This window comes from Streptomyces sp. NPDC057099, from assembly GCF_042671245.1.
Lineage (GTDB): Bacteria > Actinomycetota > Actinomycetes > Streptomycetales > Streptomycetaceae > Streptomyces > Streptomyces purpurascens.
The window spans coordinates 16,995-31,477 of record NZ_JBHUTX010000024.1 but is presented as its reverse complement, the minus strand read 5'-3'; the positions used below and the strand labels follow the sequence as shown (position 1 = coordinate 31,477).

At 71.9% G+C, this 14,483-nt stretch carries 12 protein-coding genes; 3 read left to right on the top strand and 9 right to left on the bottom strand.

Translation table 11 applies throughout. From position 1 onward, the window contains the following. Positions 1-24 precede the first annotated feature (24 nt). Entirely contained in the window at positions 25-780 is a 756-nt protein-coding gene (locus tag ACFT4A_RS26045) for a metallophosphoesterase (protein ID WP_189729217.1), read from the bottom strand. Positions 781-1,119: 339 nt separating this feature from the next. Here ACFT4A_RS26045 and ACFT4A_RS26040 point away from each other — a divergent pair, with 339 nt between their 5' ends. Continuing rightward, positions 1,120-2,916 (top strand): AMP-dependent synthetase/ligase, encoded by a 1,797-nt coding sequence (locus ACFT4A_RS26040; protein WP_382834090.1) that lies wholly within the window; start codon positions 1,120-1,122, stop codon positions 2,914-2,916. A gap of 13 nt (positions 2,917-2,929) precedes the next feature. Here the strand turns inward: ACFT4A_RS26040 and ACFT4A_RS26035 are convergent, their stop codons facing one another. Continuing rightward, positions 2,930-4,516, bottom strand: a complete 1,587-nt coding sequence (locus tag ACFT4A_RS26035) for a GMC oxidoreductase (RefSeq protein WP_382834087.1) — start codon at positions 4,514-4,516, stop codon at positions 2,930-2,932. Between the two features lie 165 nt (positions 4,517-4,681). Beyond that, positions 4,682-5,824, bottom strand: a complete 1,143-nt coding sequence (locus ACFT4A_RS26030) for a glycosyltransferase family 4 protein (protein ID WP_382834084.1) — start codon at positions 5,822-5,824, stop codon at positions 4,682-4,684. A 119-nt stretch (positions 5,825-5,943) separates the two neighbouring features. Here ACFT4A_RS26030 and ACFT4A_RS26025 point away from each other — a divergent pair, with 119 nt between their 5' ends. Continuing rightward, positions 5,944-7,179 (top strand): glycosyltransferase 87 family protein, encoded by a 1,236-nt coding sequence (locus ACFT4A_RS26025; RefSeq protein WP_382834081.1) that lies wholly within the window; start codon positions 5,944-5,946, stop codon positions 7,177-7,179. Here ACFT4A_RS26025 and ACFT4A_RS26020 read toward each other — a convergent pair. Then, the gene (locus tag ACFT4A_RS26020; protein ID WP_382834078.1) at positions 7,140-8,462 is read right to left on the bottom strand and encodes an MATE family efflux transporter; all 1,323 of its coding nucleotides are present in this window, start codon (positions 8,460-8,462) and stop codon (positions 7,140-7,142) included. The genes ACFT4A_RS26025 and ACFT4A_RS26020 overlap by 40 nt on opposite strands. Positions 8,463-8,598: 136 nt before the next feature. Between ACFT4A_RS26020 and ACFT4A_RS26015 the strand changes: the two genes are divergently transcribed. Continuing rightward, positions 8,599-9,129, top strand: a complete 531-nt coding sequence (locus ACFT4A_RS26015) for a PadR family transcriptional regulator (RefSeq protein ID WP_382834075.1) — start codon at positions 8,599-8,601, stop codon at positions 9,127-9,129. On the opposite strand, the gene ACFT4A_RS26010 is transcribed toward ACFT4A_RS26015, so the two are convergent. From ACFT4A_RS26010 to ACFT4A_RS25990, 5 genes are all read right to left on the bottom strand, one after another. Then, the gene (locus tag ACFT4A_RS26010; protein WP_382834072.1) at positions 9,117-10,307 is read right to left on the bottom strand and encodes a hypothetical protein; all 1,191 of its coding nucleotides are present in this window, start codon (positions 10,305-10,307) and stop codon (positions 9,117-9,119) included. The genes ACFT4A_RS26015 and ACFT4A_RS26010 overlap by 13 nt on opposite strands. Before the next feature lie 33 nt (positions 10,308-10,340). Then, complete coding sequence (locus tag ACFT4A_RS26005) at positions 10,341-11,354, bottom strand: NlpC/P60 family protein (protein WP_382834069.1); 1,014 nt, start codon at positions 11,352-11,354, stop codon at positions 10,341-10,343. A 202-nt stretch (positions 11,355-11,556) separates the two neighbouring features. After that, positions 11,557-12,597: an NlpC/P60 family protein gene (locus tag ACFT4A_RS26000; protein WP_382834066.1), complete on the bottom strand. Its 1,041-nt coding sequence runs from the start codon at positions 12,595-12,597 to the stop codon at positions 11,557-11,559. A gap of 248 nt (positions 12,598-12,845) precedes the next feature. After that, complete coding sequence (locus ACFT4A_RS25995; protein ID WP_382834063.1) at positions 12,846-14,195, bottom strand: NYN domain-containing protein; 1,350 nt, start codon at positions 14,193-14,195, stop codon at positions 12,846-12,848. A gap of 36 nt (positions 14,196-14,231) precedes the next feature. Then, the gene (locus ACFT4A_RS25990) at positions 14,232-14,471 is read right to left on the bottom strand and encodes a hypothetical protein (protein ID WP_184596435.1); all 240 of its coding nucleotides are present in this window, start codon (positions 14,469-14,471) and stop codon (positions 14,232-14,234) included. Positions 14,472-14,483 lie beyond the last annotated feature (12 nt).

The following is a 14,483-nucleotide window of genomic DNA, read 5'->3' as shown; positions in this document are numbered from 1 at the left end:
GATCTCACCCGACCTGGGACGTCCTCACCATTCCAGCGCCCAGGGCGTCCCGGTCCCCGCGAAGTGCCCCACGTTCACGCACTCGGTGGCCCCGATCCGCATGCGCCGCGTGAGCGGCTGGTGGACGTGCCCGAACAGGGCGTACCGGGGCCGGGTGCGGTGGATGGCGTCCAGGAGGGCGCGGCTGCCCCGCTCGAAACGGCGGGCGACGGTGTCGTAGACCAGCTCGGGAACCTCGGGCGGGATGTGTGTGCAGAGCACGTCGACCTCGCCGACGGCCTCGATCTTCGCCGCGTACTCCTCGTCGCTGATCTCGTACGGCGTCCGCATCGGCGTGCGCAGGCCGCCGCCGACGAAGCCGAAGACCCGGCCGCCGATCTCGACGCGCTCGCCGTCGAGGACGGTCGTGCCGGGCCCGGCGTACTCCGGCCACAGCGGCGGCATGTCGACGTTGCCGTAGGTCGCGTACGTAGGGGTGGGGAACGCGGCGAACATCTCGGCGTACTGCTTGCGCACCGCCTGCTCGATCACCGAGGCCCGGTCCGCGCCGACGCCGGCCCACAGCCGGGCCCCGAGTTCCCGCGCCTCCTCGAAGCGGCGGGCGGTGCGCAGCGCCACCAGGCGGTCGGCGTTCTCGACGCCGAACAGGTCGGGGAAGATGCCGCGCGAGTGGTCGGCGTAGTCGAGGAAGAGGACGAGGTCGCCCAGGCAGATCAGGGCGTCGGCGCCTTCGCCGGCCCTGGCCAGGTCACGGGCGTTGCCGTGTACGTCGCTCACCACGTGCACGCGTGTCCTGTGGTTTCCGGCTGGTGTGGGTGCCATGGCGATCAAGAGTAGGCCGAGCGCTGTCCTTGTGAACAGTGGCGGCCCTACCTGCGGTTACTGGCCAGTCAGTTAGTACGTGGACTACTGTGCGCGAAGGAATACCCAAGTGTGTGACGCAGCGAACATCTCGACAGGACCCCCTGTCGCAGAAGCCATACCGGCGGGTAACGTCCGGGCCGTCCAGTCGTGCTCTGCATTTCAACTAGTGAATGCCTGAGCACCTGCCCGAGCCTTGGACCGCACCGTCGCAGCACACAACGTCGTGGCGCCGGCGCCCTATGAGGAGCAGCAGTCTTGCGCGAGTTCAGCCTTCCGGCTTTGTACGAGGTCCCTGCGGACGGAAATCTCACCGACATCGTCCGCAGAAACGCCGCGCAGCACCCGGACGTCGCCGTCATCGCCCGCAAGATCGGCGGTACCTGGCAGGACGTCACGGCCACCGCGTTCCTCGCCGAGGTGCACACGGCCGCGAAGGGGCTGATCGCCGCCGGTGTCCAGCCGGGCGACCGGGTCGGCCTGATGTCCCGCACGCGCTACGAGTGGACGCTGCTGGACTTCGCGATCTGGAGCGCGGGCGCGGTGACGGTGCCGGTGTACGAGACCAGTTCGGCGGAGCAGGTGCAGTGGATCCTCGGTGACTCGGGCGCCACCGCGTGCATCGTGGAGTCGGACGCGCACACGGCCGCCGTCGAGTCGGTGCGCGACCGACTGCCGGCACTGAAACACGTGTGGCAGATCGAGGGCGGCGGTCTCGACGAGCTGGGCCGGCTCGGGCAGGACGTCACCGACCGGACGGTCGAGGAGCGCGGCTCGATCGCCAAGGCCGACGACCCGGCGACCATCGTCTACACCTCGGGCACCACCGGCCGCCCCAAGGGCTGTGTGCTCACCCACCGCAGCTTCTTCGCCGAGTGCGGCAACATCGTGGAGCGGCTGCGTCCGCTGTTCCGCACGGGCGAGTGCTCGGTGCTCCTCTTCCTGCCGCTGGCACACGTCTTCGGACGGCTGGTGCAGATCGCGCCGATGATGGCGCCGATCAAGCTCGGCTGCGTCCCGGACATCAAGAACCTCACCGACGAGCTGGCCTCGTTCCGCCCGACGCTGATCCTCGGGGTGCCGCGCGTCTTCGAGAAGGTCTACAACTCGGCGCGCGCCAAGGCGCAGGCCGACGGCAAGGGCAAGATCTTCGACAAGGCCGCCGACACCGCGATCGCCTACAGCAAGGCGCTGGACACCCCCTCGGGCCCGTCCTTCGGCCTGAAGATCAAGCACAAGACGTTCGACAAGCTCGTCTACAGCAAGCTCCGCGCGGTCCTCGGCGGCCGGGGCGAGTACGCCATCTCCGGCGGTGCCCCGCTGGGCGAGCGCCTGGGCCACTTCTTCCGCGGCATCGGCTTCACGGTCCTGGAGGGCTACGGCCTGACCGAGTCCTGCGCGGCCACGGCGTTCAACCCCTGGGACCGGCAGAAGATCGGCACGGTCGGTCAGCCGCTGCCCGGCTCGGTGGTCCGGATCGCCGACGACGGCGAGGTGCTGCTGCACGGCGAGCACCTGTTCAAGGAGTACTGGAACAACCCCGACGCGACCGGGGAGGCGCTGGCCGACGGCTGGTTCCACACGGGTGACATCGGCACCCTCGACGAGGACGGCTACCTCAGGATCACCGGCCGTAAGAAGGAGATCATCGTCACCGCGGGCGGCAAGAACGTCGCCCCGGCCGTGATCGAGGACCGCATCCGGGCGCACGCGCTGGTCGCGGAGTGCATGGTGGTGGGCGACGGGCGGCCGTTCGTGGGCGCGCTGGTCACCATCGACGAGGAGTTCCTGGGCCGTTGGTGCGCGGACCACGGCAAGCCGGCGGGTGCCACCGCGGCGTCGCTGTGCGAGGACCCGGACCTGCTGGCCGCGATCCAGGCGGCGATCGACGACGGCAACGCCGCGGTGTCGAAGGCGGAATCGGTGCGGAAGTTCCGCATTCTGTCCTCCCAGTTCACGGAGGAGTCGGGCCACCTGACCCCCTCACTGAAGCTGAAGCGGAACGTGGTGGCGAAGGACTACGCGCACGAGGTCGAGGCGATCTACGCCAAGTAGTGCGCGAACGGCGTCATGGCGCGGTGTCCTCGGCGAGGACCCGCGCCATCGTGCGTTCGGCGAGGGCGGTGATGGTCACGAAGGGGTTGACCCCGAGGGACCCGGGCACGAGGGAGCCGTCGGTGACGTACATCCGGGAGCAGCCCTTCACCCGCCCGTAGTCGTCCGTGGCCTTCCCGAGCACGCAGCCGCCCAGCGGGTGGTACGTGAAGTCGTCGGCGAAGACCTTGCTGGAGGAGCCGAACAGGTCGTACCGGTAGATCGTCGCGTTGGCCGCGTTGATCCGGTCGAACAGCTTCTTGGCCATGGCGACGGAGGCCGCGCTGTGGGCGCTCGTCCAGCCGAGCCGCAGTTCGCCCGAGCCCGTGTCGTAGGAGAAGGACGCCCGCTCCGGGTTCCCGGTGATGGCCAGGTAGAGGCTCACCCAGTGCTCCAGGCCGGTCGGCAGCGGGGCGATCTCGGCGAACACGGGGTTCGAGGTGTTCGCCCAGTCGTCGATGCCCATGACCGGCATGGTCGACTGGTTCGCGCCGACCGTGTCCCACAGGTGGTTGGCGCGGCCGAGCATCACATTGCCGTTGGTGCCCCAGCCGGCGCCGACACCGGCGTCGAGGCCGGGCAGGGCGCCCGTCTCCCGGGCGCGCAGGAGCAGTTCGGTGGTGCCGAGGCTGCCGCCGCCCAGGAAGAGGTACGTGCAGCCGTACTCCTTGGTCTCCACGACCCGGCCGGTCTCGTCGATGCGGTCGGCGGTCAGGACGTAGGTGCCGTCCGGCGTCCGGCTGATCGCGCGCACCTTCTCCAGGGTGTGGAGGGTGACGTTGCCGGTGCCGAGCGCACCGGCGAGGTAGGTCTTGTCGAGGCTGCGCTTGCCGTGGTTGTTGCCGTAGATGACCTCGCCGCCGAGGGCCGACTTCGGGGCCGTGCCGGCCGCCTCGCGCTGCATGTGACCGAAGTCGTAGACGCTGGGCACGAAGGTGGTGCGCAGGCCCGCCCGCTCGGCGTGTTTGCGGGAGACGCGGGTGAAGCGGTACCACTCCGTCGACTCGAACCAAGCCGGGTCGACGGTGTTGACGCCGAGGGCGGCGCGGGCGCGCGGGAAGTACGTGCCGTACATCTCGTCGGCGTCGACGGTGGGGAACTGCCGCTCGAAGTAGGACCTGGGCGGCGTGACCGCCATGCCGCCGTTGACGAGTGAGCCGCCGCCGACGCCCCGGCCGACGTAGACGGACATCTGCGCGAAGTGCACCCGGTCCAGGGCGCCCGGGTAGCGGCCGATGTCCTGGTTGACGACGTCGAGCCAGAGGAAGGTGCCGAGGGGGGCCTCGGTGCGGGTGCGGAACCACATGGAGCGCTGGTCCGGGGTGCGGGTCGAACAGAAGATCTTGCCGTCGGGACCGGGGGTGTTCCAGAGTCGGCCCATTTCCAGGACGAGGGTGCGGATGCCGGCCTGGCCGAGGCGGAGGGCGGCCACGGCACCACCGTAGCCGGAACCGACCACGATCGCCGGGGCGTTGTCGACTGCGTCGGGCTCGGCGGCGTGGGCCGAGCGGAGGCCGATGCGGGTGAAGCCGAGGGCGGCCGCGGTTTGGAGGGCCGCCATTCCCAGGATCTGACGTCTTGTCAGCTGACGTCCTATCAGGTTTGCTGTCATGTGCGCAGCATGGGCGGATTATTCGGTTCCGCCTAGTGGGGTGCGCGTTATTCGTCGTGGGCGGGTGCGGGTTGTTTGTGGCTTGTCGCGCGGTTCCCCGCGCCCCTGAGACAACTACAGCAAGTTCTTGAGGTGCTCCGCGAGTAGGTCCCAGCGCCACTTCTCCTCGACCCAGGCCCTGCCTCGCTCCCCCATCCGGTGGCGGAGCTCGGCGTCTCCCAGGAGGGTGACGATGCGCTCGGCCGCCTCCTCGGAGGAGCCGCCCCGGACGACCCAGCCCGTCTCGCCGTCGAGGACCGCGTCCGGCGCACCGCCCGAGTCCCCGGCGACGACGGGCAGGCCGGTCGCCGAGGCCTCCAGGTAGACGATGCCGAGGCCCTCGACGTCGAGGCCGCCGCGCCGGGTCCGGCAGGGCATGGCGAAGACGTCCCCGGCGCCGTAGTGGGCGGGCAGCTCCGACCAGGGCACGGCACCGGTGAAGCGTACGGAGGCGGCGACGCCGGTCTCGTGGGCAAGCCTGCGCAGGTCTTTCTCGTACGGGCCGCCCCCGACGATCAGCAGTACGGCGTCCGGCTCGGCGGCCAGGATCCGGGGCATGGCCCGGATCAGCGTGTCCTGCCCCTTGCGCCGCACCAGCCGGGACACGCACACGATCACCGGCCGGTCGGTCAGCCCGAGCCGGGCCCGGATCTCGTCGCCGCCCGAGTCCGGGTGGAAGGTCTTCTCGTCGACCCCGGGCGGCAGCTGCGCCATCCGCGCGGCGGCCTGGGGGCTCAGCGCGTCGGCGATCCGCGAGCGCGTGTACTCGCCGAGGTAGGTGATCGTGTCCGTGGAGTCCCCGATCCGGCGCAGCAGCTGCCGGGCCGCGGGCAGCTGGGCCCAGCCGGCCTCGTGCCCGTGCGTGGTGGCCACCAGCCGCTCGGCGCCCGCGCCGCGCAGCGCCGGTGCCATCAGGCCGAGCGGCGCCGCCGCCCCGAACCACACCGAGGCGCAGCCGTGCTCCCGCAGCAGCCCGACGGCACGCCGGGTGACGGCGGGCGTCGGCAGCAGCATGGTCGTACGGTCCCGTACGACGGTGAAAGGCTGCTCGGCGTCGAAGGCGGCGGTCGCCTCGACGCCCTCCCGGCTCCGCTTCCACGTCGACGCGTAGACGACCAGCTGCTGCGGATCCAGCCGCAGCGCCATGTTGTGCAGAAACGCCTGGATGCCGCCGGGCCGGGGCGGGAAGTCGTTGGTCACGATCAGGGTCTTGCGCACGCCGCCGACCCTACCGAACCCGACCCTCACAGCCGTGCGGGGCAGCTCTTATGGCACGCTCACAGCTGTCCGGGACATCATGACCCCATCGACAGAGCACGCGGACGGGCAGGGATCAGGTGAAGACGACGGGCGCGAGGCGGTCCCTGGCATGGCTGCCGGTGGTCTGGTGTCTCACGAGACTGGCGCTGCTGCTGTTCGTGATGAAGGTGTACGTCTTCCCGGGCCCGGACGTGACGAGCGACGTGCACGTCATCTACCAGGGCTGGTACGAGGTCCTGCGCACCGGAACGTTCCCTCAGAACGACGTCACCTGGCAGTACCCGCCCGCCGCCGCCCTGGCGATCCTCTCCCCCGCGCTGCTGCCCTTCCTGCAGTACGCCACCGCGTTCTTCGTCCTGGCCTGCGTCACCGACCTGGCCGTCCTGGCCCTGCTGACGTACGCCGGGCGGCGCCCCGGCAGGACCCTGCGCGGCGCCTGGGTGTGGGTCGTGGGCGTCCCGCTGCTGGGGCCGACGGTGTACTCGCGCTACGACGTGATGGTCACGGCCGTGGCGATGGCCGCGCTGCTCGCCGGGGCCCGGCACCCGAAGACGATGGGGGCGCTGGCCGCCTTCGGCGCGCTGCTGAAGGTCTGGCCGGCGATGCTCCTGCTGGCCGCCCGCCGGCGGAGCGCCTGGGTGTCGGCCCTGGTGACCGGCATCGCGGTGACGGGCGCCTTCGCCCTGGCCATGCCCGGCGGGTTCGCCTTCCTGACCTTCCAGCGCGACCGGGGCACCGAGGTGGAGTCGCTGGGCGCGCTCGTCTTCCATGTCGCCCGGCATTTCGGCTGGCAGGGCGAGGTGCGGCTGAACTACGGGTCGATCGAGTTCCTCGGGCCGTATGTGAGCGAGGTGAGCACGGGCGCGCTGTTCCTGACGGGGGCCGCCTTCGGCTGGCTGGTGCTGTGGCGGCTGCTGGCCCGGCGTTTCGAGGAGCACACGCTCGCCGACGCGGCCTTCGTGGCGGTGCTGATGTTCACGACGACCAGCCGGGTGATCAGCCCGCAGTACATGGTGTGGCTGGTCGGGCTGGCCGCGGTGTGCCTCTGCTTCCCCGGGAGCCGGATGCGGCTGCCGGTCGGCCTCGTCCTGGTGGCGTGCTTCGTGACGGTGCTGGAGTTCCCGCTCTACTTCGCCAACGTGGTGGCCAGCGACGGCCTCGGCCTGACCCTGCTGTTCCTGCGCAACGGCCTCCTGGTGGCCGCCACCCTCCTCGCGGCCCGCGCCCTGTGGAAGGCGACGGTGCCGCGCACGGTCCCCGCTCCCCTGCCCTCTCAGCCGGCCCGCGCGGGCGAGACCCCCGTCTCCTCCTGAGCCGGGGCCCGCCGGAACAGCACCCCCGCCAGCCCGCACTGCACCGCCGTCGCGAGCGCCAGCGCGAGACACACGCCCGGCAGCCCGAGCCCCGTCAGGCCGTACGCCAGCGCCAGCTGCACCGCGGTCCCGAGCACGGTCACCCGCAGCAGCACCGAGGCGCCCCCGCTGCCCTCGAAGACCCCGCCGAGCGCGATGAGGCAGGCCATCAGCAGCAGATAGGGCCCGACGCAGCGCAGGAACAGCACCCCCTCGCCCGCGACCCCTGGCCCGGCTCCGAAGGCGGCCATGAGCCACGGGGCGCCGGCGGCCAGCAGGACGGCCGCGGTGAGGCCGAGGGCGCCGGAGAGGAGCACGGCCTGCCGCCCGATCGCCCGCCGCGCGTCCTCCCCCGCGCCCCGGGTGTGCGCGGTGTGGATGGCGGCGGCCTGGCGGACGGCGTAGAAGGCCATGGTCGCCACGTACATGACCTTGTAGGCGATCGCGTACGCGGCCACCGACGTCACCCCGAGCCGCGCCACAATCGCGATCAGGACCAGGGCGCCCGTCTGCCGCACGGTGAAGTCGGCGGACATGGGCAGGCCGGTCGTCAGCGTCCGGCGCAGGGAGACGCCCAGGGACTCGCCCGCCGCCGCCTCGCGAGCCGTCCGCAGCAGCGCGTTGCGCCGCACCGCGACGAGTCCCGCCCCGAGCGCCACGGACCGGGACAGCACCGTGGCCGCCGCGGCGCCCTGGACGCCGTAGAGGTGGATGAAGAGCGGGTCGAGGGCCAGGATCAGGCCGTTGGAGAGCAGGGCGAGCCGCAGCGGGGTTCTCGTGTCGCCGGTGCCTTTGAGGAGGCCGTCGACGAGTTGCTGGGCGAAGAAGACGGCCATGCCCGGCAGGGAGAGCGTGAAGTAGGCGACGGCGAGCGGGAGGGCTGCGCTGTCGGCCCCGCCCAGCACCAGCCGGGCCAGCGGTTCGCGTCCCAGCAGACCGCCCGCCACCACCAGCGGCGTCACGAGCGCCCACAGTGCCCATCCGCCGCGCACGGCCGCCCGTACGGCCATGGGGTCGCGGGCGCCCCGGGCGTGTGCGACCAGCACGGTCGTGCCGGAGCCGAAGACCAGGGCGATGCCGAGCAGCACGTTCTCCGTGTTGGTCGCCACCGCCACGGCGGCCACGGCCGGGCCGCCCAGCCGCGCGACCCAGACGGTGTTGATGATCCCCGCGGCGACGGAGGCGAGGAGCGAGAGATAGACGGGGCCGGCGAGCAGGAGGAGGTGCTTGCGATGGGCGTTCACCGTGACTGTCCCCCTGACCCCGAGTCCCATGACCCTCGATACGAGCTATCTCTGTACGAGCTATCTCGATTCGAGGTAACTCGTTAAGAGGTAGCATGCGTCACACGTCACCCGCAAGGAGGACCGGAGGAGGACCATGCTGGAGCTGTCGATCCTGGGGTTCCTGGCCGAGGAGCCCCTGCACGGCTATGAGCTCAAGGAGCGCATCAAGGCTCTGACCGGCCATGTCCGGCCCGTGAGCGACGGCGCGCTCTACCCGGCGATCACGCGCCTGGTCGGGGCGGGCCTGCTCGACCAGCACACCGAGCCGGGCGCGAGCGCGGCCCCGCGCCGGATCCTCGCCCTCACCGACCGGGGCCGCGAGGAACTGCTGGAGCGGCTGCGCCGGCCGAAGCAGACCGAGATCACCGACCACGTCCGCTTCAACACGGTCCTGGCGTTCCTGCGCCATCTGCCCGACCGGCACGAGCAGGCCGCGGTGCTGCGCCGACGGCTGGACTTCCTGGAGACCCCGACGAGCTTCTTCTACGTGTCCGGCAAGCCGGTCCGCGCCGAGGAGGCTGACGACCTGTTCCGCCAGGGCGTGCTCCGGGTCGCGCGGGCGACGGGCGAGGCGGAACGGGCCTGGCTGCGGGAGACGGTCGCCCTGCTCGATCAGCCGAGCTGAGCCCGCAGATACTCCTGCCACTGCTCGGTGAAGGCCTCCGGCGTCGTCCCCAGCACGTCCCGCATCGCCTCCGCCACCGCCCCGGCCCGCTTCCGGTGCTCCCCGACGGCCCGGTAGAACTCCCCGAGCCTGGACTCGCCCCAGCGGTCGGCGATCAGCCGGCACGCCGTCCAGCCGCTCTCGTAGGCCCGGGCCAGGCGGCTCGCGTCGCCGGTGAAGCCGAAGTCCTTGTCCTCCGGCAGCGACTCCGGGACCTCCCCCTGGCTCACCGCCCGGGACAACTCGGGCGCGGCCTCGGAGGGGATACGGCCGGTGGCGCGGTAGCCGACCCAGTCGGCGTACCCCTCGGACAGCCAGAGCGGGGTGGCGGCGCCGGTGTGGGCGCGGGTGGCGACATGGGTGGTCTCGTGGGTGACGACGACCTGCTCGCCGAGGCCGCCGAGGAGGGTGAAGGCGTCCGGGTTGACGATGATCCGGTCCGCCGGTGCCCGGGCCGGAGCGCCCGTCTCCCCGGTGGTGACCGCCGCGATCCCCCGGTAGGAGGAGGCGGGCGAGCCGAGCAGTCCCGCCATCCCCTCCAGGGACTTCGGCACGAGCAGGACCACGTGCCGGGACCAGTCCGTGCCCCACGCGTCGGACACGGCGGGCACCGCACGGTCGGCCAGGTCCGCGAAGTCGCGCAGCGACCGGCCGGACTGCCCGACCCCGAGGACGAGGCTGCGGGCGCCCCGGACGGCCTGCACCGCGCCCTGGTCCCACAGTTGCTGCGCGGACTTCCTCGCGGGCCGGTCCGCTTCGACGGACCACCGCCCGTCCGTCGAAGCGGACCGGCTCAGCCGCAGGGTGCGGCCCGCGGTCACCGGCGCCCGGTCGTACCCGGCGACGCGGTAGCGCAGTTCGGCGTCGGCGGTGGCGGTGTCGCCGGTGCGGCGCACGTCGGTGACGCGGTACGACCAGGCGGCCAGGGGCACCGCGCGCAGCCGGGCGAATGCCACCCCCGCGCCCGTCCGTTCGTAGGCCCGCTCGTCGCGGTCGAGGACGGCGGCGGACCGCCGGTCCAGGAGCCGCTGGACGTCGGCCGTGGCGCTGTCGGCCGCGGACCGCCCGCCGCACCCGACCAGGGCGACGAGCAGCACGACGAGCGCCACCACCGCGGACCCCGACCTTCGACCAGCCACGTTCCTGATCGTACGGGCGCCGGGCCGCGCCGGTCAGACCCTGGTGACCGAGGAGACGGGCATCATCCCGACCGGGTCGTAGCGCACGGGTGCGCCGGGGTAGGGCGCGTGGATGACCTGGCCGTTGCCCATGTACATCCCGACATGGCTGGCGTCGTCCCGGTAGACGACCAGGTCACCGGGGCGCGCCTCGGACAGCGGGACCTGCCGGCCGGCGTACCGCTGGGCCTGCGAGGTGCGCGGCAGGGACACCCCGGCCTGCGCGTACGACCACTGCGTCAGGCCCGAACAGTCGAAGCCGGAGGGGCCGTTGGCGCCCCAGACGTAGGGCCGGCCGACCACGCTGCGGGCGGCTGCGACGGCGGCGGCCCCGCGTCCCGAGGCGGGGGTGGCGTTCCCGAGGTAGGGCAGGTCGCCGCGGCCGGAGCGGGAGGCCCGGTCGTAGGCGGCGCGCTCGGCCTCCGGCAGGGAGTTGAGCAGCCGCCGGGCCGTGGCGAGCTTCCGCTCGACGGACTTCTTGTGGACGGCGACCGTCCTGCGGCTCTTCTCCAGTTCGCGGAGCTTCCCGGCGGCCTCTTCGCGGTCCTGGGCGAGTGTGCGCATGGCGTCCTGGAGGTCCTTCAGCTCACCGGCCTGGTGGGCGGTGACGCGGTCCAGCCGGGCGGCCCGGTCGAGGTAGTCCTCCGGGTCGTCGGAGAACAGCAGGGCGAGGGCCGGGTCGAGGCCGCCCGAGCGGTACTGGGCGCCGGCGAGCGAACCGAGCGACTCCCGCATGGAGTTGATGCGCTGCTGCTGCCGGGCGATCCGGTCCCGGGCGGTCCCGGCCTCCTCGCGCAGTTCGTCGGCGCGCTCGTCGGCCTTGTTGTAGGCCTCGGTGGCCTTCTCGGCCTGTGCGTAGAGGCGGTCCACCTCGGCCCGGGTGTCGTCGTGCGGTGCGGACGCGGCCGGTACCGCGCACAGGGCGGTGGCCGCGACGGACAGGAAGCCGACCGCGGCACCGGCGCCCCGGTCGAACCCGGACGGTGCAAGTCGGCGATGGGACCCCACGGGAAGCCGCACTCCTTCCGCTGGCGGACATGGAAACGCGGCAGACAGTAGCCCCGGGACGGGGGGCAGCCAACGACCATCCGTGGGTGCGCGGCACGACGCCCCGCCGCTGACGCAGGTCACCGGCGGGGCGTGGGCTTACTCGAGACTGTGGTGATTCCCCCGAACGGCGGACACGGTGTCCTCGGGAGGGGGCCGTTCGTCAGACGCGGACGCCGAACATGAAGGGGCCGCCGATGGTGTCCATCGACTCGTAGCGGACGACCGTGCCGGTGCGCGGGGCGTGGATGATCTGTCCGTTGCCGGCGTAGAGGCCGACGTGGTGCAGGTCGTTGAAGAAGAAGACCAGGTCGCCGACCTTGAGCTGGCTGACCGAGGAGATCCTGGTGCCGGTCTGGGCCTGCGCCTCGGAGGTGCGCGGGATCTGCATGCCGGCGGCCGCGTAGGCCCGGGAGGTGAGACCGGAGCAGTCGTAGGAGCTGGTGCCGGTGGCGCCGTAGACGTAGGGCTTGCCGAGCTGGCTCTGGGCGAAGGCGAAGGCCGCGGCGGCCCGGCCGGAACCCGGCGGGACGTTGTCGGTGAGGGCGTCGCGCTGGCTGTCCCGGCTGGCGCGGTCCTGCTCGGCGGCGAGCGCCTGCTTCTCGGCGGCGGTGAGGCTGTTGAGCAGCTTCTGCGCGGAGCCGAGCTTGCCCTGGACTTCCTTCTTCTTCTTGCCCAGTTCGGTGCGGGTGGAGGCGAGGTCCTTGAGCTTCTCGGAGGCCTCGGCGCGCTCCTGGGCGAGTTCGCGCTGCTTCTCCTGGACCTTCTTCAGCGCCTCGACCTGCTGGCTGCTCAGCTGGTCGAGCGTGGAGGCCTTCTCGAGGTAGTCGTCCGGGTTCGAGGAGAGGAAGAGCTGGACCGAGGGGTCGATGGAGCCGGTGCGGTACTGCGACGCGGCCGCGAGGCCCAGGCTGTCGCGCAGCTCGTTGAGCTCTTCCTGGCCGCGGGCGACGTTGTCCTGGATGGTGGAGATCTCCTTCTGGAGCTTCTCCTGCTTCTCCTTGGCCCCGTTGTACTTCTCGGTGGCCTGCTCCGCCTCTTCGTAGAGCTTGTCGACCTTCGCCTTGACCTCGTCCTTGCTCGGCTTCTCGCTGGGGGCCGCGTTGGCGGCCTGCGAGCTGAAGGCGACGGCAGCGGCGGCGGCGGTGGTCAGCACGGTCACACGTGCGCGGCTCGGCTGCTTGGGACGACGGTGGGACGCCACGGGTGAAAAGCTCCTTCTGCTCCCTCCGCCGTCTCTCCCGATGAGTGATCACCCGAGCGGAGGTTTCGGAGCCCGACCCTAGTGACCTTCCTGTGATCAGTTCAAATCCTCAGATGAAAAATTGCGTCACAGTGAGCCAACTTTTCCCCTGGACTCACAGGCGGTGAGACTCACTTGACTTAACGTGGCCCACAGGTCTCACCAATTCGGGCATCACGCCCGGACGTTACGCATCGCCCGTACGGTGCCTAGGCGCGCGAAAGGCGCTTGAGGAGCATCGCCGAGGCCACGGGCCGGGCGCCGGCCCGGGCCACCCCGTCGGCGACCTCCCGGTCGGTCGACGCCACGATGACCGGCCGTCCGGGTGGTTCGGCGCGCACGAGTTGACGGATGAGCTCGTCGGCGGTGACACCCGGCTTCGAGAACAGCACCCGTACGCCGCGCGGCGGCGCCAGCAGGACCGGCGCGGCCAGTTCGGCACCGTCGAAGACGCAGGTCACCTCGGCGCCGCTCTGCGCGGCCAGTTGGGAGAGCTGCCCCAGCAGCCTGAGGCGCTGCTTCTCCAGCGGCATCTGCGGATAGCCGGTCTTGGTGACGTTGTAGCCGTCGACGACCAGATGGGCCTGCGGCAGCGCCAGCAGCTGGTCGAGGACCTGCGGGTCGTTCTCGGAGAGCGCGCGAGCGGCGATGTCCTTCGGGGTCATCCGGCCGGGCTCGACGGCGTCCACGGTCTCGGCGGGCCGTACCGACACCGGAGGCAGGGCCAGTTCGCGCCGGAGCCCCTGGGTGGCGTCCAGCAGGGTGTCCAGCAGCAGCCGCACCCGCATGTCCTCGACGCTGCGGCCTTCGCGGGCCGCCCGGCGCGTGGCCTCCAGGGCCGCCTCGGTCTCCCCCAGCCGGGCCTTGAGCCGCCGGGTCTCGCTCTCGGCGGCGGACACCTGGGCGTGCCCCTCGGCGCGCACGGCCTCCATCTCGCCGTGCGCCTTGCGCAGGGCGGCCTCACCGCGCTTCACGTCACTGAGGGCGGCGCGGAGCTTGCGGTGCAGCGACTCGTTTTCCTTCTTGGCCGATTCCAGCTCCAGGCGCAGCCGCTCGGTCTCGGTCCTGGTGTGGTCACGGGCCCGGTCCAGCTCGTCGCGCAGCCGCTCCAGCTCGGCCCGGCTCTCCTCGTCGGCGCGCTCGGCGTCGGCCCGCTGGGCCTCCTCGCCGGCGGCGGTCACCAGCTTCACCCAGTCGGTCGGCCGCAGTACGTAGGCCGCGGCCGCCACGTCGAGCGGGTCCGCGGCCGGGGGCGGGGAGCCTGAGTCGAGGGCGCCGGCCAGTTCCGGCTGGGCCTCTCTGAGCTTCTCCCCGATGCGCTGCCGGAAGAGCGGGTCGGTCTCCAGCGCCGAGGCCATGGCGTTGCCGGCGAACTTGGCCCTGCGGTTCGGGGCGAACCGGGCGTACTGCCTGAGCTGTGCGGGCAGCTCGCCGACCGTCAGCGCTCCGAAGCCGTCAGAGACGATCTGCACGACCTTGCGGCGCACGCCGTCGGGCAGCGGACGGTCGAGCACCTCGGCGGCGCCGTCGCCCGGCCCCCCGCCTGTGGTCTCCACCATCCGTCACACCCCAATGCCTGTGCGGGCCCGCTCCCCTCAGGAGCCGGCGCCCGGCCTGTCCACGAGTTCCACCTGGTCCACCGCGTTGCACCAGCGGCAGCGCACCGACTCGATGGTCTCACTGAGCACCTCGCGCTCCTCGACCTTCGCCTCTCCGGCGAGGTCGAGGTGGACGTACTCGACGACCTTCGACGAGCGGGTCACGTCGAAGCGTGTGAGGTTGCCGCAGAGGGTGCAGCGCCACCGCGTCTCGGCGGTCGGCAGGGGAACCGTCATCGTGGCCTGTTC

Excerpts from the sequence above, each read along its gene's own strand:
- ACFT4A_RS25995 (WP_382834063.1), bottom strand. The coding sequence starts at position 14,195 with ATGGTGGAGACCACAGGCGGGGGGCCGGGCGACGGCGCCGCCGAGGTG.
- ACFT4A_RS26035 (WP_382834087.1), bottom strand. The coding sequence starts at position 4,516 with ATGGCGGCCCTCCAAACCGCGGCCGCCCTCGGCTTCACCCGCATCGGC.
- ACFT4A_RS26015 (WP_382834075.1), top strand. The coding sequence starts at position 8,599 with ATGCTGGAGCTGTCGATCCTGGGGTTCCTGGCCGAGGAGCCCCTGCAC.
- ACFT4A_RS25990 (WP_184596435.1), bottom strand. The coding sequence starts at position 14,471 with ATGACGGTTCCCCTGCCGACCGCCGAGACGCGGTGGCGCTGCACCCTC.